The sequence below is a fragment of the Shewanella sp. SM74 genome (assembly GCF_025653725.1).
Classification (GTDB): Bacteria; Pseudomonadota; Gammaproteobacteria; order Enterobacterales; family Shewanellaceae; genus Shewanella; species Shewanella oncorhynchi.
On sequence record NZ_JAKKRZ010000040.1, the window covers coordinates 1 to 24766 of the forward strand.

At 45.4% G+C, this 24766-nt stretch carries 40 protein-coding genes, 1 rRNA gene and 1 pseudogene; 7 read left to right on the forward strand and 35 right to left on the reverse strand.

Going from position 1 to position 24766, the window contains the following annotated elements:
• The 5 genes from L5M49_RS22690 to L5M49_RS22710 form a co-directional block, all read right to left on the reverse strand.
• Nucleotides 1–167: ribosomal RNA gene (locus L5M49_RS22690) — 16S ribosomal RNA — on the reverse strand; the annotation flags it as partial.
• 514 nt (nucleotides 168–681) lie between these two features.
• Nucleotides 682–1269: a TlpA family protein disulfide reductase gene (locus tag L5M49_RS22695; RefSeq protein WP_263164989.1), complete on the reverse strand. Its 588-nt coding sequence runs from the start codon at nucleotides 1267–1269 to the stop codon at nucleotides 682–684.
• Nucleotides 1266–1745 (reverse strand): heme lyase NrfEFG subunit NrfF, encoded by a 480-nt coding sequence (gene nrfF / locus L5M49_RS22700; RefSeq protein WP_105251045.1) that lies wholly within the window; start codon nucleotides 1743–1745, stop codon nucleotides 1266–1268. Before nrfF ends, L5M49_RS22695 begins: the two co-directional genes overlap by 4 nt.
• A complete protein-coding gene (locus tag L5M49_RS22705) occupies nucleotides 1742–2296 on the reverse strand; it encodes a DsbE family thiol:disulfide interchange protein (protein WP_105251044.1) in 555 nt (184 codons plus the stop codon). The genes nrfF and L5M49_RS22705 overlap by 4 nt, the downstream gene beginning before the upstream one ends.
• An 11-nt stretch (nucleotides 2297–2307) precedes the next feature.
• A complete protein-coding gene (locus L5M49_RS22710; protein WP_105251043.1) occupies nucleotides 2308–4287 on the reverse strand; it encodes a heme lyase CcmF/NrfE family subunit in 1980 nt (659 codons plus the stop codon).
• 400 nt (nucleotides 4288–4687) lie between these two features.
• Here L5M49_RS22710 and ccmI point away from each other — a divergent pair, with 400 nt between their 5' ends.
• Nucleotides 4688–5938 (forward strand): c-type cytochrome biogenesis protein CcmI, encoded by a 1251-nt coding sequence (gene ccmI, locus L5M49_RS22715; RefSeq protein WP_173248542.1) that lies wholly within the window; start codon nucleotides 4688–4690, stop codon nucleotides 5936–5938.
• A 61-nt stretch (nucleotides 5939–5999) separates the two neighbouring features.
• On the opposite strand, the gene L5M49_RS22720 is transcribed toward ccmI, so the two are convergent.
• Entirely contained in the window at nucleotides 6000–6299 is a 300-nt protein-coding gene (locus L5M49_RS22720) for a c-type cytochrome (RefSeq protein ID WP_105251041.1), read from the reverse strand.
• A 318-nt stretch (nucleotides 6300–6617) separates the two neighbouring features.
• Here L5M49_RS22720 and ccmA point away from each other — a divergent pair, with 318 nt between their 5' ends.
• From ccmA to L5M49_RS22750, 6 genes are all read left to right on the forward strand, one after another.
• Nucleotides 6618–7268, forward strand: a complete 651-nt coding sequence (ccmA, locus tag L5M49_RS22725) for a cytochrome c biogenesis heme-transporting ATPase CcmA (RefSeq protein ID WP_131525727.1) — start codon at nucleotides 6618–6620, stop codon at nucleotides 7266–7268.
• An 11-nt stretch (nucleotides 7269–7279) separates the two neighbouring features.
• Complete coding sequence (gene ccmB, locus L5M49_RS22730) at nucleotides 7280–7966, forward strand: heme exporter protein CcmB (protein WP_006079706.1); 687 nt, start codon at nucleotides 7280–7282, stop codon at nucleotides 7964–7966.
• A 1-nt stretch (nucleotide 7967) separates the two neighbouring features.
• The gene (locus L5M49_RS22735; RefSeq protein WP_105251039.1) at nucleotides 7968–8714 is read left to right on the forward strand and encodes a heme ABC transporter permease; all 747 of its coding nucleotides are present in this window, start codon (nucleotides 7968–7970) and stop codon (nucleotides 8712–8714) included.
• Complete coding sequence (gene ccmD, locus L5M49_RS22740) at nucleotides 8714–8914, forward strand: heme exporter protein CcmD (protein ID WP_105253042.1); 201 nt, start codon at nucleotides 8714–8716, stop codon at nucleotides 8912–8914. Before L5M49_RS22735 ends, ccmD begins: the two co-directional genes overlap by 1 nt.
• Nucleotides 8911–9399, forward strand: coding sequence for a cytochrome c maturation protein CcmE (ccmE, locus tag L5M49_RS22745; RefSeq protein WP_105251038.1), 489 nt, complete (start codon nucleotides 8911–8913; stop codon nucleotides 9397–9399). The genes ccmD and ccmE overlap by 4 nt, the downstream gene beginning before the upstream one ends.
• A gap of 142 nt (nucleotides 9400–9541) precedes the next feature.
• Nucleotides 9542–10546, forward strand: a complete 1005-nt coding sequence (locus L5M49_RS22750; protein WP_263266871.1) for an ABC transporter substrate-binding protein — start codon at nucleotides 9542–9544, stop codon at nucleotides 10544–10546.
• Nucleotides 10547–10603: 57 nt separating this feature from the next.
• On the opposite strand, the gene rplQ is transcribed toward L5M49_RS22750, so the two are convergent.
• The 29 genes and pseudogenes from rplQ to tuf all read right to left on the reverse strand — a co-directional run.
• The gene (gene rplQ / locus L5M49_RS22755) at nucleotides 10604–10999 is read right to left on the reverse strand and encodes a 50S ribosomal protein L17 (RefSeq protein WP_006083573.1); all 396 of its coding nucleotides are present in this window, start codon (nucleotides 10997–10999) and stop codon (nucleotides 10604–10606) included.
• A 40-nt stretch (nucleotides 11000–11039) separates the two neighbouring features.
• A complete protein-coding gene (locus L5M49_RS22760; protein WP_006083574.1) occupies nucleotides 11040–12029 on the reverse strand; it encodes a DNA-directed RNA polymerase subunit alpha in 990 nt (329 codons plus the stop codon).
• A 24-nt stretch (nucleotides 12030–12053) separates the two neighbouring features.
• Nucleotides 12054–12674 carry a 30S ribosomal protein S4 gene (gene rpsD, locus L5M49_RS22765; RefSeq protein ID WP_006083575.1) on the reverse strand — a complete coding sequence of 207 codons (621 nt, stop codon included), beginning with the start codon at nucleotides 12672–12674 and terminating at the stop codon, nucleotides 12054–12056.
• A 32-nt stretch (nucleotides 12675–12706) separates the two neighbouring features.
• Nucleotides 12707–13099 carry a 30S ribosomal protein S11 gene (gene rpsK / locus L5M49_RS22770; protein WP_006083577.1) on the reverse strand — a complete coding sequence of 131 codons (393 nt, stop codon included), beginning with the start codon at nucleotides 13097–13099 and terminating at the stop codon, nucleotides 12707–12709.
• 15 nt (nucleotides 13100–13114) lie between these two features.
• Entirely contained in the window at nucleotides 13115–13471 is a 357-nt protein-coding gene (rpsM, locus tag L5M49_RS22775) for a 30S ribosomal protein S13 (protein ID WP_011787581.1), read from the reverse strand.
• Between the two features lie 117 nt (nucleotides 13472–13588).
• A complete protein-coding gene (rpmJ, locus tag L5M49_RS22780; protein ID WP_006083579.1) occupies nucleotides 13589–13702 on the reverse strand; it encodes a 50S ribosomal protein L36 in 114 nt (37 codons plus the stop codon).
• A gap of 21 nt (nucleotides 13703–13723) precedes the next feature.
• On the reverse strand, nucleotides 13724–15064 hold the full coding sequence (gene secY, locus L5M49_RS22785) for a preprotein translocase subunit SecY (RefSeq protein WP_007644459.1): 1341 nt from the start codon (nucleotides 15062–15064) through the stop codon (nucleotides 13724–13726).
• Between the two features lie 7 nt (nucleotides 15065–15071).
• Nucleotides 15072–15506, reverse strand: a complete 435-nt coding sequence (rplO, locus tag L5M49_RS22790) for a 50S ribosomal protein L15 (RefSeq protein WP_006083581.1) — start codon at nucleotides 15504–15506, stop codon at nucleotides 15072–15074.
• A 3-nt stretch (nucleotides 15507–15509) separates the two neighbouring features.
• Nucleotides 15510–15692 carry a 50S ribosomal protein L30 gene (gene rpmD, locus L5M49_RS22795; RefSeq protein ID WP_006083582.1) on the reverse strand — a complete coding sequence of 61 codons (183 nt, stop codon included), beginning with the start codon at nucleotides 15690–15692 and terminating at the stop codon, nucleotides 15510–15512.
• Nucleotides 15693–15698: 6 nt separating this feature from the next.
• Complete coding sequence (gene rpsE / locus L5M49_RS22800; protein WP_006083583.1) at nucleotides 15699–16202, reverse strand: 30S ribosomal protein S5; 504 nt, start codon at nucleotides 16200–16202, stop codon at nucleotides 15699–15701.
• A gap of 11 nt (nucleotides 16203–16213) precedes the next feature.
• Nucleotides 16214–16564 carry a 50S ribosomal protein L18 gene (gene rplR, locus L5M49_RS22805; protein WP_006083584.1) on the reverse strand — a complete coding sequence of 117 codons (351 nt, stop codon included), beginning with the start codon at nucleotides 16562–16564 and terminating at the stop codon, nucleotides 16214–16216.
• 10 nt (nucleotides 16565–16574) lie between these two features.
• Entirely contained in the window at nucleotides 16575–17108 is a 534-nt protein-coding gene (rplF, locus tag L5M49_RS22810; RefSeq protein ID WP_105251036.1) for a 50S ribosomal protein L6, read from the reverse strand.
• A gap of 10 nt (nucleotides 17109–17118) precedes the next feature.
• Nucleotides 17119–17511, reverse strand: a complete 393-nt coding sequence (rpsH, locus tag L5M49_RS22815) for a 30S ribosomal protein S8 (RefSeq protein WP_006083586.1) — start codon at nucleotides 17509–17511, stop codon at nucleotides 17119–17121.
• 24 nt (nucleotides 17512–17535) lie between these two features.
• A complete protein-coding gene (gene rpsN / locus L5M49_RS22820) occupies nucleotides 17536–17841 on the reverse strand; it encodes a 30S ribosomal protein S14 (RefSeq protein WP_006083587.1) in 306 nt (101 codons plus the stop codon).
• A gap of 10 nt (nucleotides 17842–17851) precedes the next feature.
• Nucleotides 17852–18391, reverse strand: a complete 540-nt coding sequence (gene rplE / locus L5M49_RS22825; protein ID WP_006083588.1) for a 50S ribosomal protein L5 — start codon at nucleotides 18389–18391, stop codon at nucleotides 17852–17854.
• Between the two features lie 12 nt (nucleotides 18392–18403).
• The gene (rplX, locus tag L5M49_RS22830; RefSeq protein ID WP_006083589.1) at nucleotides 18404–18718 is read right to left on the reverse strand and encodes a 50S ribosomal protein L24; all 315 of its coding nucleotides are present in this window, start codon (nucleotides 18716–18718) and stop codon (nucleotides 18404–18406) included.
• Nucleotides 18719–18729: 11 nt separating this feature from the next.
• Entirely contained in the window at nucleotides 18730–19098 is a 369-nt protein-coding gene (gene rplN, locus L5M49_RS22835) for a 50S ribosomal protein L14 (protein WP_006083590.1), read from the reverse strand.
• Between the two features lie 180 nt (nucleotides 19099–19278).
• A complete protein-coding gene (rpsQ, locus tag L5M49_RS22840; protein ID WP_006083591.1) occupies nucleotides 19279–19527 on the reverse strand; it encodes a 30S ribosomal protein S17 in 249 nt (82 codons plus the stop codon).
• Nucleotides 19527–19718, reverse strand: coding sequence for a 50S ribosomal protein L29 (gene rpmC / locus L5M49_RS22845; RefSeq protein WP_006083592.1), 192 nt, complete (start codon nucleotides 19716–19718; stop codon nucleotides 19527–19529). Before rpmC ends, rpsQ begins: the two co-directional genes overlap by 1 nt.
• Nucleotides 19718–20128 carry a 50S ribosomal protein L16 gene (gene rplP / locus L5M49_RS22850; RefSeq protein ID WP_006083593.1) on the reverse strand — a complete coding sequence of 137 codons (411 nt, stop codon included), beginning with the start codon at nucleotides 20126–20128 and terminating at the stop codon, nucleotides 19718–19720. The genes rpmC and rplP overlap by 1 nt, the downstream gene beginning before the upstream one ends.
• Before the next feature lie 11 nt (nucleotides 20129–20139).
• The gene (gene rpsC / locus L5M49_RS22855; protein ID WP_006083594.1) at nucleotides 20140–20832 is read right to left on the reverse strand and encodes a 30S ribosomal protein S3; all 693 of its coding nucleotides are present in this window, start codon (nucleotides 20830–20832) and stop codon (nucleotides 20140–20142) included.
• 9 nt (nucleotides 20833–20841) lie between these two features.
• On the reverse strand, nucleotides 20842–21174 hold the full coding sequence (gene rplV, locus L5M49_RS22860; RefSeq protein ID WP_006083595.1) for a 50S ribosomal protein L22: 333 nt from the start codon (nucleotides 21172–21174) through the stop codon (nucleotides 20842–20844).
• 15 nt (nucleotides 21175–21189) lie between these two features.
• Entirely contained in the window at nucleotides 21190–21468 is a 279-nt protein-coding gene (rpsS, locus tag L5M49_RS22865; protein WP_006083596.1) for a 30S ribosomal protein S19, read from the reverse strand.
• 14 nt (nucleotides 21469–21482) lie between these two features.
• Nucleotides 21483–22307, reverse strand: coding sequence for a 50S ribosomal protein L2 (rplB, locus tag L5M49_RS22870; RefSeq protein ID WP_006083597.1), 825 nt, complete (start codon nucleotides 22305–22307; stop codon nucleotides 21483–21485).
• A gap of 16 nt (nucleotides 22308–22323) precedes the next feature.
• Nucleotides 22324–22626: a 50S ribosomal protein L23 gene (gene rplW / locus L5M49_RS22875; protein WP_025008843.1), complete on the reverse strand. Its 303-nt coding sequence runs from the start codon at nucleotides 22624–22626 to the stop codon at nucleotides 22324–22326.
• The gene (gene rplD, locus L5M49_RS22880) at nucleotides 22626–23231 is read right to left on the reverse strand and encodes a 50S ribosomal protein L4 (protein WP_113941598.1); all 606 of its coding nucleotides are present in this window, start codon (nucleotides 23229–23231) and stop codon (nucleotides 22626–22628) included. The genes rplW and rplD overlap by 1 nt, the downstream gene beginning before the upstream one ends.
• Before the next feature lie 17 nt (nucleotides 23232–23248).
• Nucleotides 23249–23887: a 50S ribosomal protein L3 gene (rplC, locus tag L5M49_RS22885; protein WP_006083600.1), complete on the reverse strand. Its 639-nt coding sequence runs from the start codon at nucleotides 23885–23887 to the stop codon at nucleotides 23249–23251.
• A gap of 30 nt (nucleotides 23888–23917) precedes the next feature.
• The gene (gene rpsJ / locus L5M49_RS22890; RefSeq protein ID WP_006083601.1) at nucleotides 23918–24229 is read right to left on the reverse strand and encodes a 30S ribosomal protein S10; all 312 of its coding nucleotides are present in this window, start codon (nucleotides 24227–24229) and stop codon (nucleotides 23918–23920) included.
• Between the two features lie 334 nt (nucleotides 24230–24563).
• Nucleotides 24564–24766, reverse strand: a pseudogene (tuf, locus tag L5M49_RS22895) (elongation factor Tu); the annotation flags it as partial.

Sequence of the window (24766 nt, forward strand, 5' to 3'; positions counted from 1 at the left end):
AGTCGTTTCCAACTGTTATCCCCCTCGACTGGGCAGATCCCTAGGCATTACTCACCCGTCCGCCGCTCGCCACCTCAGRAGTAAACTCCCTTGTGCTGCCGCTCGACTTGCATGTGTTAGGCCTGCCGCCAGCGTTCAATCTGAGCCATGATCAAACTCTTCAATTAAAGTTTTGTTGCTTCCGTCTTGCGACTTCAGCGGCTCAATGAATTCTGATTTTTTGTTTCTAACTAAAGAAACAAACTGTACATATTWCTATGAACACTCATTGTTACATTGATTTAAATTTTTGACTGCCAACCCGAAGGTTAAGCAGTTTCGATTAACTCAACACCTGTGAGTGTCCACACAGATTTCTTGTTTTATCTTGTTAAAGAGCAACTCAATATTCRTAAGAGAACTTGAGTACCACACTGAGCGTCGAACGCTTCCAGTTGGCTAGGGCTGCGTATTCTACGCACTTCCCGTTTCGCGTCAAGGAGTTTTTGCAAACTTTCTCAACACTCATCAATCAGTAAACTCATCGATGAACTGTCACATCAGGCTGCTTAACGCTGTCTGCCGTGTCAGTGGATGCGCATTATAGGCAGTGAAACTTTTTGTGCAAGGGCTTTTTAAATGAAAAAAGATCGCATGGCGATCTTTTAAACGATGGCGATTATTTTACATGCAAAGTGCCCATTAATTGGGCTTTTTGCTGCCTTTATCGATAAAACCTTGGATTAGCGAGACGGCTTTTACGTCATCCCAATCAACATAGGATCGAACAAAGGCAATTAATTGACCCTGTTGATCAAGAATAAAGGTCGCAGGAATCGTGTCGAGCGGAAAAACGTTCCCAAGACTTTGTGGTTGATCGTAGTAAGAGTTGAAATTCGCCATACCCAATGAACTTAAGAACGGCTGAACCTGCTGCTTACCTTCTGCATCAATAGAGATAGGCAGTACGACAAAATCTTCAGTCTTGAACTTAGTTGCTAACCTTTCGATTGCAGGCAACTCTCTGACACATGGCGGACACCAAGTCGCCCACATGTTAACCATAATGATCTTGCCTTTAAATTGGCTGAAGTCGATAGCTTTACCATCAACATCATTAAAGGCAACAGGCTCAATAGGAAAAGTCTTTGGCAGTACATTGATCAAATCAACCGTTGATTCCATCGGTTTAGCCGTTTGCTGCATACCAGGGTACGCATGCGTGACCCCAGCAACAAATACCGAAAGAATGGATGACAACATGAATGCCGTTATGACTTTATGCTTCATTTTGTATTGCGCTTTAGCAAGGTATCTAACTCGCGCTGATCTTCTGCGCTAATTTCGTTCGGCACATTACCGCCAATACGTTGCTTACGAATGAAGATAAATCCAATCACTAGACCCAGAAGTAATAAACCAATAGGACCTAACCAGAGAATGTAGGTCTTGGTTTCCATCTTAGGTTTATAGAGAACAAACTCACCATAACGACTGGTCATAAACTCGATGATCTCATCATCCCCTTTTCCTTCGTCAACCATCTTGAATACCTCAAGACGCAGATCTCGAGCAACGGGTGAATTAGAGTCGATCAAATTTTGGTTTTGACACTGTGGACAACGTAGTTCATGGGCCAAAGACAAACCACGCTTTTGATTTTCAGGTGACTTGAATTCGTAAGTATCAACTGGTGTTGCCATGACGGCGGTCGTCATGCTGAACATCAGCACTAGACCACCTATGATTTTTATCAGCGTTCTCATGCTGCGCCATCCTTCGCTGCTTCAGCTTGTAATTGTTGGATCATAGGGTAAAGGGTTTCACTCCATACACGTTGGTCAATTGGACCTGCATAACGGAAACGGATAATACCGTTGTGATCAACAATAAAACTCTCTGGAGCACCATAAACGCCAAGATCTAATCCTAAACGCCCATCTTTATCATAAATATTAACGTTGTAGGGATCGCCCTGACGTTTTAACTCTTCTAACGCAGGAACACGCTCATCACGATAGTTGATCCCGTAAATTGGCAGAAGATTTTTACGTTTTAGCATCACTAAGAAAGGATGCTCATATTTACAAGATGGACACCACGTCGCCCATACGTTAAGTAATGATACCTTACCTTTTAATTGCTCATTCGTTATGATCTCAGCCGGTGTTTCTAGGCGTTCCAGTTGGAAAGCCGGAATAGGCTTCCCTTCCAGTGCTGAATCCAATTGCTGCGGATTCAGAAATAACCCTTTATAGAGAAACACCCCCATGGCGAGAAATATGACCAATGGGATAAACAGAACCAACTTCTTCATACATTCCCCAATTATTGAGCCGTTGCCAATTTTGCCTTTTCGGCCAAAGGCGCGACGGCTGCAGTGACTTTCGCACGGTAACGTTTATCCGATGCAGCGAAGAATCCACCTATCATCATGAAAATTGCCCCAAACCATAACCAACGCACGAACGGCTTATAGTTTAAACGAACCGCAAATTCAGTGCTGGTAATAGGGTCACCCATAGTCACGTACAAGTCACGGAATAGACCCCAGTCAATACCGGCTTCTGTCATATCCATAGTTCGCACATTATATTGACGACGATCTGGTTTTAGTAATGTCAGTAGCTCATCGCCCTTGTAGATCTCTATCTGTCCCTGCTGTGCAGTGTAGTTAGGACCTACTACGTTTTTGGTCTCGAGATACTTAAAAGTATAACCGGCGAGTTCTTGGCTTACACCAGGTCCCATACGAACACTTTTCTCAATCGAGTAATTTGACACCATAGTGGCACCAATCACAGAAACAGCAATACCGAGATGCGCGAAGATCATACCAAGCTGACTACGGCCCATGCGGCTAATGCTGATATCACCTTCTTTCGACTTGACCATGTTATAGGCCGCTCTTGCGGTAGCCAGAATAATCCAAGCCGCGGCAGCAATACCAAAGGTAACCCAAATATTGAATACACCATCGACGATAAATGGCGTCACAATACCGATAGCAGCAGCAATCATTGCTGGGATCAATAGCTGACGCTTAAGCTCGCCCGCTTTCGATTTTTTCCAGCGAATAATTGGACCAATACCCATAAAGCCAAATAGCACTAATACGATAGGCACGAACACCGCATTAAAGTATGGGGGTCCAACAGAGATTTTACCCATGCCAAGCGCGTCGATGAGCAATGGATATAATGTACCCAATAGTACCGTACCTGCGGCAACCGTCAGTAGCACATTACACACTAAGAGCATAGTTTCTTTAGACTTAAGCTCGAAACGGGCTGGACTACTCATTTCACTAGCACGTAAAGCAAACAGTGTTAATGAACCGCCAACCGCTAAACCAAGTAACAACAGAATGAACATACCGCGGCTTGGATCGGCTGCGAATGAATGCACTGAGGTTAATACACCTGAGCGAACAATAAAGGTACCAAGCAAACTTAAAGAGAAAGCAAAAATAGACAGTAATACAGTCCAGTTACGGAAGGCGCCGCGTTTCTCAGTCACAATTAAAGAGTGAACAAGCGCAGTACCCACTAACCAAGGCATAAAAGAGGCGTTCTCAACAGGATCCCAGAACCACCAACCGCCCCAGCCTAATTCATAATAAGCCCACCAAGATCCTAGTGCGATACCGCCCGTAAGGAAGGTCCAAGCAGCCAATGTCCATGGACGAGTCCAACGAGCCCATGCAGAATCGAGACGGCCGCTCATCAGCGCAGCAATCGCAAATGCAAAGCTTACAGAGAAGCCCACATAACCCAAGTACAACATAGGAGGATGGAAGATTAATCCCACGTCCTGCAGCATTGGATTTAAGTCACGACCTTCGGCTGGGATCGGGAATAAACGTTCAAATGGGCTAGATGTGAGTAGCATAAACAAACTAAAGCCAATCACAATAAGAGCCAATACTGCCAGCACACGGGCAGTAAACACTTCTTCTAAACCTTTGCTAAACAAGGCAACCGCAGCCGCCCAAGTTGATAAAGCAAACACCCAAAATAACAGTGACCCTTCATGACCGCCCCATACGGCCGAGATCTTAAAGAAGATAGGTAACTGAGAATTTGAATGATGTGCCACATAGGCGACCGAGAAATCATCGACGGCAAAACTATAAGCCAGCACGACAACAGATAAGGTAATAAAAAAGAACATTCCGTACGTTAATGGCCAAGCGTACCTAACAAGGTATTGGTCTTTTCTGGCAACACCTATTAGGGGGACGCTGATTAATAAGAAGGCAAAAGCCACCCCTATTATCAACGCAAAGTGTCCAAGTTCTGGGATCATGGGTTTTCCTCAGTCTTCAATAATATGTTGATTTAGAAAGACTCTATCTCAACGCACAACATGCTATTCACGCAAATGCACGAAATTTTGCTCATTTTAGTATTTGCTATTGTTCCTGTCTGCCTCTTTCGTACAAAACTGGGTTACTTGTCTCATTCTCAATTTTAGAGGTCGATGAAAGTCACGGAAGAGGCTCAGTTCTGCATGTGACCGACAAATGACACTTAAGTTTCATACAAAATTTACAAGAAGAATCAATTTGTGAACCAGTGCCCAACTATAAGCTTTCAGCACTGGGATTACCTTATATTACTGTTCAATGAACAATCTTTACGTATAATCTTGCTTCCAAGCCTAGCGGTTACTCCGCTTTCTGCAAACTAAAGTGAATATAGAAACAATGACGACATTTTGGATTTTTATTGCGCTTGTTATGTTAGTCGGCCTGATGCTGATTTGGATCCCGCACTTCAGACAGCAAAAATTGCTGAAAACGGAAGAAGCTGGAGTTCGTAAACAAACGAACCTTGAATTGTTCAATGAGCGCTTAGGCGTTCTTGAAAAAGAATTAAGTGAAGAGCTACTCGATCAAGCCGAATTTGATGCATTGAAGAAAGAACTGGAAATCAGTCTACTCCAAGACATCAAACAAGCGAACGACGATTCACTGGTCAACCAAATAAAGCCAAAGACGATTCTGTGGCCGTCGATCATGTCAGTTTGTTTGATTGTTATCTCAGGCTATCTCTATCAACACTTAGGCGCCTTCGAGAATATTGATAGTGCTCAACAACCTGCGAATCCACATGCAGGAATGGATACGGCTCAAATCATGATGCAACGCGTGCAGATGATGGAAGCTCAAGTTAAAGCCGAGCCAGAAAACAGCCAACTGTGGTTCAGCTTAGGTCATGCTTATGTATCGGCAAACCAATACGATAAAGCGATTGCAGCTTTCGATAAAGTAATCGAATTAGTCGGAAAGCATGCAGAATTGCTCGGTCCAAAAGCAACGGCGATGTATTACAAAGCGGGTCAACAAATGACACCGCAAATCCAAGCTCTTATCAATGAGTCTTTAGCAATGGATGCCCAAGATCCTTCAACGCTACTGCTCGTGGGTATGGATGCTTTCTTTACTGCTGACTACAAGAAAGCCATCACCTCTTGGCAAACGATTTTAGATAGCGGTCGTGCCGACGTTGATCGTGCAGCTCTTATGAATGCAATCGAAACCGCTAACTTACGCATGCAGTCGGAAACCGCTGGCATGCCAAATGATGATGCACATAAGCAAGTCAAAGCGAGTGCTAAATCGGTCAATGTCACTATATCTATCTCTGCAGAACTTGCGGCTAAAGCCAGTCCAGAAGACACCATTTTCATCTTTGCCCGTGCAACTGAAGGACCTAAAGTCCCATTAGCCGCAACCAAAGTCAGTGCTAAGTCTTTCCCGATTACAGTGACATTAGATGACAGCAGCGGTATGGGTGGTGATGTGAAGTTAAGCGATGCAGCCAATGTGGAAGTGATTGCTGTACTGTCTAAACAAGGTAATATCAAACCGCAAACGGGTGATATTCAAGGCAAGATCAGTAAAGTCGCCGTAGGCGATACAGCGAACCTAGTACTTGATACTCAAGTGCAATAAATCGCAGTTAATTGCAGATATAAAAAAACCGGCTTTCGCCGGTTTTTTTATATCTGAAGAATTACTTAGCTGTAGACATAAATTTGATAGCAGCTTTGTAATCATCATCAGTACAATCAGTACACATACCACCTGGTGGCATAGCATTCAGACCGGTTTTCACACTCTTCACTAGAGCGTCAACACCCTTAGCTAAGCGTGGTTCCCATTCTGCAGCGTTGTGTACTTTTGGAGCACCAGCAACACCCATACTGTGGCATACTGTACATGCCTTATTATAAATAGCCTCAGCATCTTGAGCTGAAGCGTTAACTGACATAGTCAAAGCAGCGACAGCAGTCATTGCTAACAGTTTTTTCATGTTCAATGTTCCTAATGCAAATACGTACAAAGCTCGGCGCCGCCCTTACTTAGGCAGACTCATTATAGCCGACTAAGATTACTACAAACTTCAAGAAATCTCATCTTTTTGTGATTAGAATCTCAACACAAAATGAATCAGGCGACAAGGATGACAAATTCGTTAATATATTAGCAAGTCGTAAAAAAGTTCGATAAATATTGCGGTTATTGGAACCACATCATATTGCTGACATCTAGTGCAAACCAAGAGTAAACCCCCAATAACGTTTGTGTTAGAATGACTTGTGTTTCCTTCCGGCTTGAGATAGAGGGTTCAGTGACAAATATAACTAAAGAAACCACATTAGTGTCAGCCAGCAAGCTGACCTGTATCCGCGAAGAACGCATCCTTTTTGATGAGTTAAGTTTTGATATAAATGCCGGTGACATTGTTCAGATTGAAGGCCCTAACGGCGCAGGCAAGACCAGTTTATTACGCATATTGGCGGGCCTTTCTCGCCCCTATGCCGGACAAACTTTTTACATTAATGAAGACATAAACCGTTGCCGCGATGAATACAATGAAGACCTCTTGTATTTAGGCCATTTAGCTGGCGTGAAATGCGAGCTGACTGCCGAAGAAAACCTTAATTTCAATTTAAGAATCAGTGGTTATGATGACTTTGATACATCAGAGATTTTAGCCAAAGTCAATTTAACGGGCTTTGAAGAAGCTCTCGCGGGGCATTTATCCGCAGGCCAGCATCGCAGAACAGCGCTATCAAGATTGTGGCATAGCAACTGTAAAATTTGGATCCTTGACGAACCTTTTACTGCCATTGATAAAAAAGGCGTCGAAGAACTGGAGCAGTTATTTATTCAGCATGCGGATAATGGTGGCTGTGTGATCCTCACAACTCACCAAGATATGGGCATTATCACAGATGATAGGCTTCGTAAAATTCGTCTCGATTATCGCTTCATATAAGGTCAGGCTCAATGAAAAGAGGCATCAGTTTTACCCAAGCATTTTTCACCTTGCTGCAGCGAGATCTTAAAATTGCTATTCGCCACCGCGGCGACATTTTTAACCCACTGCTATTTTTTATTATGGTCGTTACCTTGTTTCCGCTGGGGATTGGACCAGAACCGCAAATGTTAGCACGTGTGGCACCGGGGATAATTTGGGTCGCCGCATTATTAGCATCAATGTTGTCACTTGAAAGGCTTTTCAAAGCCGACTTTAGTGATGGTAGCTTAGAACAAATGCTATTAAGCCCACAGCCATTAGCCATTCTCGTATTAGCTAAAGTGTTAGCCCACTGGATTTTAACTGGTGTGCCACTGATTATTATCGCACCACTGTTAGCGGTATTACTCAATCTAGACGGCAACAGCTACGGTGCGTTAATTTCGACGCTTGCGCTAGGCACGCCAGTATTGTCGCTGTTAGGTGCTATAGGTGTGGCATTAACCGTCGGTCTAAGGAAAGGCGGCGTGTTACTCAGCTTACTTATTTTGCCCTTATATATCCCAGTACTCATTTTTGCAACGAGTGCTATAGACGCGGCAGGAATGAATTTACCCTATGATGGTCAGCTCGCTATAATAGGCGCTATGCTGGTCGGATCGTTAACCTTAGCACCTTTTGCAATTGGTGCATCTCTGCGAGTGAGTACTAACTAAAATGTGGAAATGGTTACACCCTTACGCGGATCCTGAACGCGCATATAAATTATCAGGAACGTTATTTCCATGGTTTGCGATCTTAGCTGGTCTATTGATTGCTGTTGGCACTACATGGGGACTCGTCTTCGCGCCGACGGATTACCAGCAGGGTGATAGCTACCGTATTATCTTTATCCATGTTCCTGCCGCGTCTATGTCAATGGCGGCTTATATGGGTATGGCAACAGCGGCCTTTATCGGTCTAGTTTGGCAGATAAAACTTGCCGACTGGGCTGCAGCATCTATTGCTCCCATTGGCGCAGTGATCACCTTTATCGCACTCTTTACTGGAGCGGCATGGGGTAAACCTATGTGGGGTGCTTGGTGGGTATGGGATGCACGCTTAACTTCTGAGCTGGTATTACTATTCCTATATCTAGGTGTGATCTCGCTCTATGCCTCATTTGAGGATAAAGTGCTCGCAGCTCGTGCAGCAGGGATCTTAGCGATCGTCGGTGTGATCAATATTCCTATCATCAAATACTCTGTTGAATGGTGGAGCTCATTACATCAACCGTCGACAATACGCATTACCGAGAAATCGACAATGTCGACGGAAATGCTCTATCCACTGTTAATTAACATACTGGGCTTCGGTCTTATGATTGGTGCCATCACTATTGTTCGTTTTAGAGCAGAAATTTTAGCAAGAAATGGCATGCGCCCTTGGGTCCGTGAACTAGCTAAAGCGGAGGAGGTCAAATGATGCAATTCGATTCAATCAGTGATTTTTTTAATATGGGCGGCTATGCATTCTATGTATGGCTATCCTACGGAGTGACCTTCTTCTGCCTCTCTACGCTCATCATTACCAGCGCACGCCAAAAGCGTAAGGTGTTAATTGATATCGCGAAGAAGATGGATAGAGAAGAACGCCTAAAAGAAACCAGGAGTACTAAATCGTGAACCCAAGACGCAAAAAAAGACTGACATTAGCTGTAGCATTAATCGGTGGCGTTGCTGCGATTACTTCGCTTTTGCTCTATGCGCTGAACTCCAACTTGAACTTATTCTATACTCCGTCTGAAATTGTCCACGGCAAGACAGACACTGGCGTAAAACCTGAAATTGGCCAACGTATTCGTGTCGGCGGAATGGTGACTGTAGGTTCTATGGTGCGAGATCCCAAAAGCTTGCATGTCGAATTTGCAGTACATGACTCCCTCGGCGGTGAAGTACTGGTCACTTATGACGACCTATTGCCCGATCTTTTCCGTGAAGGACAAGGCATTGTTGCTCAGGGTGTACTGGGCGCTGATGGCAAACTAGAAGCAACTGAAGTACTGGCCAAGCATGATGAAAACTACATGCCACCAGAAGTCGCTGAAGCCATGGGCCAAAAGCACGAAAAGTTAGATTATAGCCAGCAAAAGGCACCAGATACTAAGTAGGTTATTGATGGATCAGCAATAGCGTACAAACTAAGCCTCCTAGCTTAATAACTAGTGAGGCTTTTTTATTATCTCAATATGCACAATTAAAGGTGGACTATACTCTAGGCAGCGCCAATACCTAAGATTGCATATGATTCAAATGAGACAACTAAACTCTAGTTTGCAACACATTCTAAGCTTCCTAATTATCTGCTTGATAGGCCTCTCTCAGGAAGCCAATGCTGCTAAAGTTGTTGTTATCGAAAGCTACCATCATAGCTATCAATGGGACAAAGAATACTATCAAGCGATTTATGACACGCTCAGCCCTCACCACGATGTTAGTTATTTCGAGATGGATACCAAACGCTTACCCCAAGAGCAATTTACTGAACGAGCTGACTTAGCATGGAAATACATTCAACAACAAGCACCTCAATTGGTTATTCTCGCCGATGATAATGCGGTTAATCTCTTACACCAGCGCCTAAATGACAGCCTAATCCCAGTAGTCTATTTAGGGGTGAACATGAATCCTAGAGAATATCATCTCAATGAACACAAACGCTTCACAGGCGTCATTGAGAGACCACTACTACGACGTTCACTACTGCTCATTCAACGTTTACTACCGCAAACTGTGCATAGAAAAATCTTAGTTCTATTCGACCAAGGAGTCACCTCTGACTCAGCGGCTGAATACATCAGTAAACAACACTCAAGCATGTTAGGCGATATCGAAGTTAATTTAGTGCAATTGTCACAGCTAACGGATTGGCAGCGGAATGTATTGACCGCGAAAGAACAAGGTTATAACGCTATAGTCGTGGCGCTATACCACACAGTTAGAGACGCAGATAATCGCTCAGTAGATGCAGATCAGCTCCTAAAATGGATATCTGAACATACTCCGGTACCGAATTTTGGGTTTTGGGGATTTAGTGTCTCTGCTGAAGGCAATATTGGTGGCTATGTTCTCGATGGCTATCATCATGGCAAGATTGCAGCGAATATGGCGACAAAAATACTCGGCGGCGAGAAACCCGAAAATATTTTCCCAGTAACAGATGATCTTGGAAAATACATGTTTAGCCAGAAAGGCTTAGCTAAATGGAATATCGTCCTCCCAAAAGAAATCGAGAAAACCACACTTTGGGTAAAATAGTAAAAAAGGCATAAAAAAGCCGGGCTAATGCCCGGCTTTTTAAAAGTGTAACCTTAATTACTCAGCAGCTTCAACATCAACAGCTTGAGCAGCTTCTGGGCGACCAACTAGCTCGATGTAAGCCATAGGGGCTTTATCACCAGCACGTAAACCGCACTTAAGGATACGGGTATAGCCACCAGGACGTTCCTGGTAACGTGGACCCAACTCAGTAAATAACTTACCAACGACTTCAGCGTCGCGAGTACGTGCAAACGCTAAACGACGGTTTGCAACGCTGTCACTCTTAGCAAGTGTTATCAGAGGCTCAACTACGCGACGCAGTTCTTTCGCTTTAGCCACAGTTGTCTTGATGATCTCATGACGAACTAGTGAACCGGCCATGTTGCGAAACATGGCTTGGCGATGACTGCTGTTACGGTTTAGTTGACGACCACTCTTACGATGGCGCATGACCTAATCCTTATAACCTAAATCTGTACAAACCTGAGACTTATAGGTCGTCTGCTAAACTAGCTGGAGGCCAGTTTTCCAAACGCATACCTAACGACAGTCCGCGAGAAGCTAAAACATCCTTAATTTCAGTAAGAGATTTCTTACCTAAGTTCGGGGTTTTCAGCAACTCAACTTCAGTGCGCTGTACCAGATCTCCGATGTAATGAATCGCTTCGGCTTTCAAGCAGTTAGCCGAACGTACAGTTAGCTCTAAATCGTCGACAGGACGCAGCAGAATCGGATCGAATTCCGGTTTCTCTTCTTTCAGCTCTGGCTCAGTCACGTCACGTAACTCTACAAACGCATCTAGCTGTTCAGCCAGAATAGTTGCAGAACGACGGATAGCTTCCTCAGGATCGATAGTACCGTTTGTGGTCATATCGATAACGAGTTTATCTAAGTCAGTACGCTGTTCTACACGCGCTGCTTCTACATTGTAGGCAATACGTGCAACTGGCGAGAAAGAAGCATCAACCAGCAAGCGGCCGATTGGGCGATCATCGTCTTCGGTTTGTGCACGAGCAGATGCTGGTACATAACCACGACCACGCTCAACGCGAATACGCATGCTGATATCATTGTTACCTGTCAGATGACAGATAATATGATCAGGATTCACGATAGTGACATCACCATCATGCGTGATATCTGCTGCGATGACAGGGCCTGCGCCGGACTTGCTCAACGTAAGCATAGCCTCGTCTTTACCCTCGATGGTCACTGCTAACCCTTTCAGGTTTAACAAGATCTCAAGGATATCTTCTTGAACGCCTTCCTTACTGCTGTATTCGTGCAGTACACCGTCAATCTCGACTTCGGTAACCGCGCAGCCGGGCATAGACGACAATAGGATGCGACGCAACGCGTTACCTAAAGTGTGGCCGAAACCACGCTCAAGTGGTTCCAATGTAACCTTGGCACGTGTTGAGTTAACCTGCTCGATATCAACGAGACGCGGTTTAAGAAATTCTGTAACAGAACCCTGCATTGTGTCCTCTCTTGTTTGTTAGCCTTACTTAGAGTAAAGCTCGACGATCAGCTGTTCGTTAATTTCCGCAGACAAATCGCTACGTTCTGGAACGCGCTTGAAAGCACCTTCCATTTTCGCGTTGTCGACTTCAACCCATGTAGGCTTCTCGCGTTGAGCTGCCACTTCTAAAGCCGCTTTAATACGAGCTTGAGTACGTGACTTCTCGCGGATGCTCACAACATCATTCGCAGACACTTTGAATGATGGAATGTTAACAACACGACCGTTAACCATAATAGATTTATGGCTTACTAGCTGACGTGATTCTGCACGAGTTGCACCGAAGCCCATACGATAAACAACGTTATCAAGACGGGTTTCTAAAAGCTGAAGCAGGTTTTCACCTGTGTTGCCTTTAGTACGTGCAGCATCTTTGTAATAGTTACGGAATTGTTTTTCTAACACACCGTAAATACGACGAACTTTTTGTTTTTCGCGTAACTGAGTACCGTACTCTGACAAACGTGGCTTACGAGCGCCATGTTGTCCAGGTGCAGTTTCCAGTTTACACTTTGAATCGATTGCTCTCACACCGCTTTTTAAGAAAAGGTCTGTACCTTCTCGGCGGCTGAGCTTGAGCTTGGGACCCAAGTATCTTGCCATGATCTTTCTCCAACTATCCTAATGAAACGGCGTTATACACGACGCTTTTTAGGAGGACGACAACCATTATGAGGGATCGGCGTCACATCGGTAATGTTGGTAATTTTATAACCAACAGCGTTCAGCGCACGAATGGCTGACTCACGACCTGGACCTGGACCCTTCACAAACACTTCAAGGTTTTTTAAACCGTAGTCTTGAGCAGCAGCACCTGCACGCTCAGCAGCCACCTGTGCAGCAAATGGAGTAGATTTACGTGAACCACGGAAACCTGAACCACCTGAAGTAGCCCATGACAACGCATTACCTTGACGATCTGTAATGGTGACAATAGTGTTGTTGAAAGAAGCATGGATATGAGCCATGCCATCTGCAACCTGTTTACGTACGCGCTTACGCGGAGAACGTGACGGAACTTTAGCCATTGCTTTACCTTCCCGTTACTTTCTAATAGGTTTACGTGGACCTTTACGCGTACGCGCATTGGTCTTAGTACGTTGCCCACGGAGAGGCAGGCTACGGCGATGGCGGAGACCACGATAACAACCAAGATCCATAAGACGCTTGATGTTCATTGAAATCTCACGACGTAAGTCACCTTCTACTAGGTATTTGGCGACTTCTTCGCGTAGTGTGTCTATTTGAGCTTCGCTCAATTCCTTGATCTTAGCAGTTTCAGCGATTGCTGTAGCCGCGCAGATTGCTCTAGCGCGAGTACGGCCGATGCCGAAAATTGCAGTCAATGCGATGACTGTATGCTTTTGATCAGGAATGTTAATGCCAGCGATACGGGCCACTATGCACTCCTTAAAGTTAAAGGCCAACTGCGAAAAGCCCGAAAGGATACTCGACAGTCGACAGATTTGCAAACAAAATTTTGTTCAGCCCAATTCATGGGCTGAACAAATTACTTTTTAGCCTTGACGCTGTTTGTGTTTTGGTTCAACACAGATAACGCGTACAACGCCACTACGCTTGACGATCTTGCAGTTACGGCAGATCTTCTTCACGGAAGCTCGAACTTTCATTTCATCACTCCGTAAAGCTACTTAGCGACCAAAGCGATCTAAATTCGCTTTGTTAACTAGGTTAGCTTTCTTCATCACAGACTCATACTGATGAGACATCATATGCGTCTGAACCTGAGCCATGAAGTCCATGATTACGACTACCATAATTAGTAGTGAAGTACCGCCGAAATAGAACTGTACTTTCCACGCAATTAACATGAACTCCGGAATTAAGCAGATAAAGGTTATGTATAACGCGCCTGCCAATGTCAAACGGGTCATAACTTTATCAATGTAACGCGAAGTCTGTTCTCCAGGACGGATCCCAGGGATGAATGCACCACTCTTCTTCAAGTTATCTGCTGTTTCACGTGGGTTAAACACCAACGCAGTATAGAAGAAACAGAAAAAGATAATCGCTGTTGCATATAATAATGAGTAAAGCGGTTGTCCAGGTGACACAGCCAGTGAAAAATCACTTAACCATGACATGGACTCATTTTGACCGAACCACTGAGCCAGTGTTCCAGGAAACAAAATGATGCTTGACGCAAAAATTGGCGGAATAACACCTGCCATGTTTATTTTCAGCGGTAGATGGGTACTTTGCGCAGCGAACACCTTACGGCCTTGCTGACGCTTAGCATAGTTAACGACGATACGACGCTGACCACGTTCCACAAACACTACAAAATAAGTCACTGCAAACACAATTACCGCGAGCAACAACAATACTAACACATTCAAGTCACCTTGACGCGCCTGCTCAGCCGTTTGGCCGATAGCGGAAGGTAATCCAGCAACAATACCTGCGAAAATCAAAATCGAGATACCATTACCTATACCACGTTCGGTAATTTGCTCACCTAGCCACATAAGGAACATAGTTCCTGTCACTAAGCTTACAACCGCAACAAAGTAGAATCCAAATCCAATGTTGACCACAAGGCCTGGCACTAAGTTTGGTAACCCGGTTGCAATACCGACCGACTGGAATGTACCCAGCACTAAGGTACCCCATCTGGTATATTGACTGATTTTCTTACGTCCTGATTCGCCTTCTTTTTTCAATTCAGCGAGTGCAGGATGTACGACAGTCAACAGTTGCATGATAATCGATGCCGAAATGTACGGCATAATACCTAATGCAAAGATAGAGGCACGCTCAAGGGCACCACCCGAGAACATGTTAAACATGCCAAGGATGGTTCCACTTTGCTGAGCAAACAGCTCTGCTAATACAGCTGCGTCAATACCAGGAATTGGCACAAACGAACCGGCTCTAAAGACGATAATCGCACCAATCACGAACAGGAGGCGAGCTTTCAATTCTGAAAGTCCACCTTTCGCGCTTTTTAAATCAAGTCCTGGTTTTGCCATCGACGTATTATTCCTCGATCTTACCGCCGGCAGCTTCAATAGCTGCACGTGCACCTTTGGTTACCTTCAGACCTTTAACAGTCACAGGGCGCTCAATGGTACCTGAAAGAACAATTTTCGCAAACTGGATGTTGCGAGTTATTACGTTCGCATCTTTCAGAGCGTTTAAGTCGATAACATCACCGTTAACTTTTGCCAGTTCGAGTACACGAACTTCAGCTGTTACCATAGCGCGACGCGAGGTAAAACCAAATTTAGGTAAACGGATTTTCAGTGGCATTTGACCACCTTCGAATCCTGGGCGTACACCGCCACCAGAACGAGACTTTTGGCCTTTATGACCACGACCCGCTGTTTTACCTAGACCTGAGCCCATACCACGGCCTACACGCTTTGGTGCATGCTTAGAGCCTGCAGCTGGAGATAGAGTATTTAAACGCATCTATTAATCCTCCACCTTAACCATGTAGTAGACCTTGTTGATCATACCGCGAACAGAAGGAGTATCTTCTAATTCAACAGTGTGACCAATGCGACGCAAACCAAGACCCGTTAGGGTTGCACGGTGCTTCGGTAAACGACCGATACCGCTTTTAGTTTGAGTAACTTTTACAGTTTTAGTTGCCATGGTGCATTACCCCCGAATTTCGTCAACATTCAGGCCACGCTTAGCTGCGATTTGCGAAGGTGACTTCATGTGCACCAAAGCATCGACAGTCGCGCGAACGATGTTGATCGGGTTAGTAGAACCGTATGCTTTTGACAGAACGTTATGCACGCCTGCTACTTCCAATACGGCACGCATTGCGCCACCGGCAATAATACCAGTACCTTGTGATGCAGGTTGCATGTACACAAGAGAACCAGTATGACGACCTTTAACTGGGTGATGCAGAGTACCTGCATTCAACTCAACGGTCACAATGTTACGACGAGCTTTTTCCATCGCTTTTTGAATCGCGGCTGGAACTTCACGTGCTTTGCCATAGCCATAGCCAATCTTACCGTTACCGTCACCCACTACTGTCAGTGCTGTGAAGCTAAAGATACGACCGCCCTTAACTACTTTAGAAACACGATTAACTGCAATTAATTTCTCTTGCAGATCGTCTTTTTGCTGAGCTTCTAATTTAGCCATTTTATAACCCCTTAGAACTTCAGGCCAGCTTCACGAGCTGCATCTGCTAAAGCAGCTACACGACCGTGATACTTGAAACCAGAACGATCGAACGCAACTGAAGTTACGCCTTTTTCGATCGCGCGCTCAGCAACAAATTTACCTACTGCTTTCGCTGCGTCTACGTTACCGGTACTCTTCAGTAGCTCTTTAACCGCTTTTTCTACGGTTGAAGCAGCTGCCAACACCTGAGCTTCAGGATTGATCACCTGAGCATAAATGTGACGCGGTGTACGATGTACAACCAGACGGTTCACGCCCAGCTCTTGGATCTTCTTACGAGCGCGAGTAGCGCGACGTAAGCGAGATGTTTTCTTATCCATATCGCGTTACCTACTTCTTCTTAGCCTCTTTACGGCGTACTACTTCGTCGTCATAGCGAACACCTTTGCCTTTGTATGGCTCTGGTGGACGGTATCCGCGAATCTCAGCAGCGACTTGGCCAATTAACTGTTTATCAACGCCACGTAGGACGATGTCAGTTTGGCTAGGGCACTCTGCAGTAACGCCTGCGGGCAGTTTGTGTACTAACGGATGAGAGAAACCTAAAGTAAGGTCAATATCAGCACCGACGAGTTTCGCACGGTAACCAACGCCAACTAACTTTAACTTACGCTCAAAACCTTGAGATACACCAACAACCATGTTGTTTACTAATGCACGAGTTGTACCAGCCTGTGCCCAAGCGTTAACAACGCCTTCAACAGGGAGGAACTTAACTACGCCGGCTTCAATAACAACATTGACCGCATTGTTGATCACTCGAGTCAGACTACCTTTTCCGCCTTTGACGGTAAGGGTCTGTTCGTTCAAGGTCACCTCTACGCCAGCTGGAATAGATACTGGTGCTTTTGCTACACGAGACATTCCTAGCTCCTTAAGCTACGTAGCAGATAACCTCGCCACCCATGCCTGCAAGGCGGGCGGCACGATCAGTCATCAAGCCTTTAGAAGTGGACACAATTGCGACACCCAGACCGCCCATCACCTTTGGAAGTTCGTTTTTACCTTTGTAAATACGAAGACCAGGGCGACTTACACGCTGGATAGTCTCAACGACTGGTTGGCCTTGGAAATACTTTAAAGTAACTTCCAGTTCAGGCTTGGCTTCATCTGCTACGGCGTAATCAGCAATATAACCTTCATCTTTAAGTAGTTTCGCAATTGCGACTTTCAACTTAGCTGAAGGCATCTTCACTGATACGTGGTTAGCAGCTTGGCCGTTACGAATACGGGTTAACATATCCGCAATAGGATCTTGCATGCTCATATTAGCTTACTCCGTGACAAGTGCTTACCAGCTGGCCTTACGCAGGCCAGGAACTTCACCACGCATGGTTGCTTCACGTAATTTGATACGGCTTAAGCCGAATTTACGTAAGAAGCCATGAGGGCGACCAGTTTGATTACAACGATTGCGTTGACGCGCAGCGCTGGAATCACGTGGTAGAGCTTGCAGCTTAAGAACCGCATCCCAACGATCTTCGTCAGAAGAAGCTGGACTTGCAATGATAGTCTTAAGAGCCGCACGCTTTTCAGCGTACTTGGCCACGAGCTGTGCACGTTTAGCTTCACGTGCTTTCATTGATGTTTTTGCCATTACGCTACCCTTATTTCTTGAATGGGAAGTTAAAAGCGTCTAACAAAGCACGACCTTCTTCATCATTCTTCGCAGTAGTAGTGATAACAATATCCATACCACGAATCTTATCGATTTTATCGTAATCGATTTCTGGGAAGATGATCTGCTCACGCACGCCCATTGCGTAGTTACCACGGCCGTCAAACGCTTTAGCGCTTAAGCCACGGAAGTCACGAATACGTGGGATTGCGATATCGACTAAACGCTCTAAGAATTCCCACATACGCTCACCGCGTAGGGTCACTTTACAGCCAATAGGGTAGCCTTCACGGATTTTAAAACCAGCAACTGACTTACGAGCTACAGTCACAACTGGCTTTTGACCAGCGATTGCAGTCATATCACGGACAGCATGGTCCATGATTTTCTTGTCTGCAACAGCTTCGCCAACACCCATGTTCAGGGTGATTTTCTCAATCCGAGGGACTTGCATGACACTGGTATAACCGAACTTTTTAGCAAGTTCAGCGACAACAGTCTCTTGGTATTTATCATGCAGTTTCGCCATCGTTTACTCCAATTACTTAACGAGTTCACTGTTCGATTTGAAGAAACGAACTTTTTTGCCGTCTTCAAAGCGGAAACCAACGCGATCAGCTTTGCCAGTGGCAGAGTTGAAAATCGCTACATTTGATGCTTGTATCGGTGCTTCTTTCTCAACAATACCGCCAGCTACGCCCAATTGTGGGTTTGGCTTTTGGTGTTTTTTGACAAGATTGATGCCTTCAACAATCAATTTACCAGTAGGAAGGACTTGAGAAACTTTTGCACGTTTACCCTTGTCTTTACCTGCTAATACAATCACTTCGTCTTCACGACGTATTTTAGCTGCCATTTTGAAGCTCCTTACAGTACTTCTGGTGCCAGCGAGACAATTTTCATAAATTGCTCATTACGCAATTCACGTGTCACTGGTCCAAAGATACGAGTACCAATCGGCTGCAGGTTGTTGTTCAAAAGAACAGCTGCATTCCGATCGAAGCGAATGACAGAACCGTCTGGACGACGTACGCCTTTCTTAGTACGGACTACCACCGCGTTATACACATCGCCTTTCTTCGCTTTAGCGCGAGGAATCGCTTCTTTAACAGAAACTTTGATGATGTCGCCGATACCGGCATAACGACGATGAGAGCCACCCAAGACCTTAATACACTGAACTCTGCGTGCGCCGCTGTTACAAGCAACGTCAAGAGTCGATTGCATTTGGATCATTTTAAGTGCTCCGCTATCGTTACTACACAATTCCCACTATGGGACAATAAAAACACTCATTTTTGCTATTAATTTAGTCAAAAATGGCGCGCAAATATAACACCATAAAAGTGGAATGTATAGTATTAAAAAACAAACGGCCCCACATTCTGGAGCCGTTTACCTAAATACCTAATTAACTTAGGCCTTTGATACTACTTCAACCAGGGTCCAAGACTTAGTCTTAGACAAAGGACGACATTCGCGAATCGCTACTAAATCGCCTTCATTGCACTGATTCGTTTCGTCATGTGCATGGATCTTTGTCGTACGCTTAATGTATTTCCCATAAATTGGGTGTTTCACTTGGCGTTCGATAGCAACAGTAATGGACTTGTCCATTTTGTTGCTAGTTACACGACCCTGCAAAGTACGGATTTTATCAGACATTATGCACCCGCCTTAGAAGTAATAATGGTCTTAACGCGCGCAATGTTACGGCGCACCAATTTCAGTTGATTAGTCTGAGTCAACTGACCAGTGGCGTGTTGCATACGCAGGTTGAACTGCTCACGCAGCAGACCAAGTAGTTCAGCGTTCAGTTCTTCAACGCTCTTTTCTCTCAGTTCGCTCGCTTTCATTACATCACCGTCTTAGTTACGAAGGTAGTCTTAATTGGAAGCTTGGCAGCAGCCAAAGCAAACGCTTCACGAGCGATCACTTCAGAAACACCATTCATCTCATAAAGAACCTTACCAGGTTGAATCTGACATACCCAGTATTCAACGTTACCTTTACCTTTACCCATACGCACTTCAAGAGGCTTAGAGGTAATCGGCTTGTCCGGGAAAACTCGAATCCAAATTTGTCCCTGACGCTTAATGTGACGTGTCATGGCACGACGTGCAGATTCGATCTGACGTGCAGTTAAACGGCCACGGCCGACTGCTTTCAGACCAAAAGTACCAAAGCTAACTTCGGTACCGTTCGCTAGACCGCGGTTGCGGCCTTTGAACATCTTGCGAAACTTCATACGTTTAGGTTGCAGCATTGCCGGCTCTCCTATTTACCACGAGGCTTGCGCTTAGGTTGCTGCTGTTTCGGCTCTTCAATCTGTGGCAGCATTCCGTCTAGAACTTCACCTTTGAAGATCCAAACTTTAACGCCAATCACACCGTATTGGGTGTGACTTTCAGATGTAGAATAGTCGATATCAGCACGCAAAGTATGTAAAGGTACACGACCTTCACGATACCACTCATCGCGCGCAATCTCAGCTCCGCCTAAACGGCCACTAACTTGTACTTTGATACCTTGAGCACCAATACGCATTGCGTTTTGAACTGCGCGCTTCATAGCACGACGGAACATTACGCGACGCTCTAATTGCTGTGCAATAGAGTCAGCAACTAACTTGGCATCTAGCTCAGGTTTACGGATCTCAGCGATGTTAATTTGAGCAGGAGTGCCAGCAAGTTTTGACACTGCAGCACGCAATACTTCAACGTCTTCACCTTTCTTACCGATCACAACACCTGGACGGGCAGTGTGAATGGTAACGCGGATGCTTTTCGCTGGACGCTCGATAACAATCTTAGATACTGAAGCAGCTTGTAATTTCTCTACAAGAAACTTACGCACTTCCCAGTCGCTGTTCAGGTTACTTGCGTAATCTGATTTATCTGCGTACCAGGTAGAGATCCAAGGCTTGGTGATACCCAGACGGATACCATTAGGATGTACTTTCTGTCCCATTGCTCTCTCCTAGCGATCTGATACAACCACAGTAATGTGGCTGGTACGCTTCATGATACGATCAGCGCGGCCTTTAGCACGTGGCATGATACGCTTCATAGTTGGGCCTTCATCTACGAAGACGGCTCCGACTTTAAGCTCATCAATATCCGCGCCTTCGTTGTGTTCGGCGTTTGCGATAGCTGAGTCAAGTACTTTTTTAACCAGTACGGCGGCTTTCTTGGGGCTGAAAGTCAAAATCTCGAGTGCCTTAGCAACAGGCAATCCACGAATTTGATCAGCAACCAGACGGGCCTTCTGCGCAGACGTACGGGCAAAACGATGTTTAGCTAAAACTTCCATCTTATTCCTCCCGTATTAACGCTTCTTCGCTTTCTTATCTGCAGCATGGCCGCGATAAGTGCGAGTTGGTGAAAATTCACCAAGTTTGTGGCCGATCATTTCGTCAGTTACGAACACAGGAACGTGCTGACGACCATTATGGACAGCGATGGTCAAACCAATCATATTTGGAATGATCATAGAGCGACGTGACCAAGTCTTAATAGGCTTTTTGTCACCGGCTTCCATCGCTTTCTCTACCTTCTTCAGCAAGTGCAGGTCAATGAAGGGACCTTTCTTGAGAGAACGTGGCATGGCGAATCCTCTTACTATTTATTACGACGACGTACGATGTACTTGTCAGTGCGCTTGTTACTACGAGTTTTATAACCCTTAGTTGGCACACCCCATGGAGTCACTGGGTGACGACCACCAGAAGTACGGCCTTCACCACCACCGTGTGGATGGTCTACTGGGTTCATTGCAACACCACGCACTGTAGGACGTATGCCTCTCCAGCGCTTAGCACCTGCTTTACCTAACTGGCGTAGCATGTGTTCGGCATTACCAACTTCACCAAATGTCGCGCGGCAATCAACTGGCACTTTACGCATTTCGCCAGAGCGAAGACGTAGAGTGGCATATGCGCCATCACGAGCAACAACTTGTACATAAGCACCTGCAGAACGAGCGATCTGAGCACCTTTACCAGGCTTCATTTCAACTGCGTGAACTACAGAACCTACTGGGATGTTGCGCAGTGGCATAGCGTTACCGGTTTTGATCTCGGCAGCAACACCAGACTGGATCTTATCGCCAGCTTGCATGCCTTTGGCAGCAAGAATATAACGACGCTCACCATCCGCATACAATACTAACGCGATGTTAGCAGTACGGTTTGGATCGTATTCCAGACGCTCAATCTTTGCAGGGATACCATCTTTATCGCGTTTGAAGTCGATTAGACGATAATGCTGCTTATGACCACCACCTACGTGACGGACAGTGATACGGCCAGTATTGTTACGGCCACCACTTTTAGATTTTTTCGCCAACAAGCCAGCAAAAGGTTTACCCTTGTGCAGGTCAGTGTTCACCACTTTAACTACGTGGCGACGACCTGGAGAGGTTGGCTTACACTTAATAACTGCCATGATAATTCTCCTTTGCTTACTCAGCGCCGCCGACGAAATCGATGTCAGCACCAGCAGCTAGAGTCACATAGGCTTTTTTCCAATCGCTACGACGGCCAGTACGGCCACCAGTGCGTTTAGTTTTGCCTTTGCTCACTAAAGTGCGAACTGAATCAACTTCAACTTCAAATAGCTTAGCAACAGCAGCTTTAATTTCAGCTTTAGTTGCATCGATAGCTACGCGGAAAACAACAGTGTTGTGCTTCTCAGCGTTCACAGTGCTCTTTTCAGAGATATGTGGAGCGAGAATAACTTTTAGCAAACGTTCTTCGCGGATCATCATGCTAGCATCTCCTCGATTTGCTTCACTGCGTCAGCAGTCACAAGCACAGTGTTGAAGGCGATCAGACTCACTGGGTCTAGACCCGCTACATCACGAACGTCAACCTTGTACAGGTTACGAGCTGCTAAGAATAAGTTCTCATCAACTTCTGCAGTCACAATCAGAACGTCTTCAAGGTTCATTGCTTTCAATTTAGCTTTCAGCTCTTTAGTTTTAGGAGCTTCAACACCGAAAGATTCAACAATAACCAAACGCTCTTGACGTACCAATTCAGACAGAATGCTTCTCAGCGCGCCGCGGTACATCTTTTTGTTAACTTTTTGGCTGTGATCTTGGGTTTTAGCAGCGAATGTTACGCCACCGCCACGCCAGATTGGGCCTTTAACAGAACCAGCACGAGCACGGCCAGTTCCTTTTTGGCGCCAAGGCTTTTTGCCTGAGCCAGTTACTTCCGCACGAGTCTTTTGAGCACGAGTGCCCTGACGCGCGTTTGCAGCGTATGCTACAACTACCTGATGAACCAGTGCCTCGTTAAAGTCACGGCCGAAGGTAGTTTCGGAAACTTCAAGAGCGCTTTGCGCGTCTTTCAATACCAATTCCATTACTATCTCCTCAGACCTTAAGCTTTAACGGCAGGCTTGATAATCAAGTCGCCATTGGTAGCGCCAGGAACAGCGCCACGGACTAGTAGCAGGTTACGCTCAACATCTACACGAACAACAACTAGATTTTGAGTAGTAACACGCTCGGCACCCATATGGCCTGACATTTTTTTGCCTTTGAATACGCGACCAGGCGTTTGGTTCTGACCGATAGAACCATTCGAGCGGTGCGACAAAGAGTTACCGTGAGTCATATCTTGAGTACGGAAGTTCCAACGCTTAACGCCGCCTTGGAAGCCTTTACCTTTTGATTGACCAGTAACATCAACTTTCGCTACGTCTGCGAAAATATCAACATTTAGCTCAGCACCAACTTCAATGCCCTCGCCTTCACCGTCTACCAAACGCATTTCCCACAAACCACGACCGGCTTCAACGCCGCTCTTGGCAAAGTGACCTGCTTCTGGTTTAGTGATGCGATTGGCTTTTTTGGTGCCAGTTGTAACTTGAAGTGCACGGTAGCCGTCAGTTTCTAAAGTTTTCACTTGAGTAACACGGTTGCCTGCAACTTCAATTACAGTAACTGGTATTGAAACACCATCTTCAGTGAAGATGCGAGTCATACCAACTTTACGACCAATAAGACCGATAGCCATCTCTCAAACCTCTTCTTACTAGGATCTCAATTAACCCAAGCTAATCTGTACGTCGACACCAGCCGCAAGATCTAAACGCATTAACGCGTCAACAGTCTTTTCAGTTGGCTCTACGATGTCAACCAGGCGCTTGTGCGTACGTAATTCGTACTGGTCACGAGCATCTTTATTAACGTGCGGAGAGATCAAAATGGTATAACGCTCTTTGCGAGTAGGTAGTGGAATTGGACCACGAACCTGCGCGCCTGTACGCTTAGCAGTTTCAACGATTTCCGCTGTAGACTGATCAATTAAGCGATGATCAAATCCCTTTAAGCGGATACGGATTCTTTGGTTCTGCATTGACCAGAGCTCCTAAAATGGACATATAAAAAATCACCCTCTAGCTTCTTCTAAATAGAAAAGCAGAGCGAGATGATTTAACCGTTCGACTCCCAATCGGAGCCGCTATGATAATGATTAACTTAAGCGACTAATCATTTAATTCGTCAACCTAGGTCGACGAGGGGGCCATTATACCTATCTAAATTTGGATATCAAGCCCGCTGTGTAAATAGTCATCAAATAACTATTTAACTTCAGAGTGGCGAGCATTTTACACAAATTTGTGAATAAAACCAGCCCTCAAATAAAAAAGGAAGCCGAAGCTTCCTTTTCAAACTAATTTCTATCGCAATTAAGCGATGATTTTAGCTACTACACCAGCACCAACTGTACGACCACCTTCACGAATTGCGAAGCGTAAACCTTCGTCCATCGCGATTGGGCAAATCAGAGTCACTACCATTTTGATGTTGTCGCCAGGCATTACCATCTCTACGCCTTCTGGCAGTTCGATAGTACCGGTTACGTCAGTTGTACGGAAGTAGAACTGTGGAC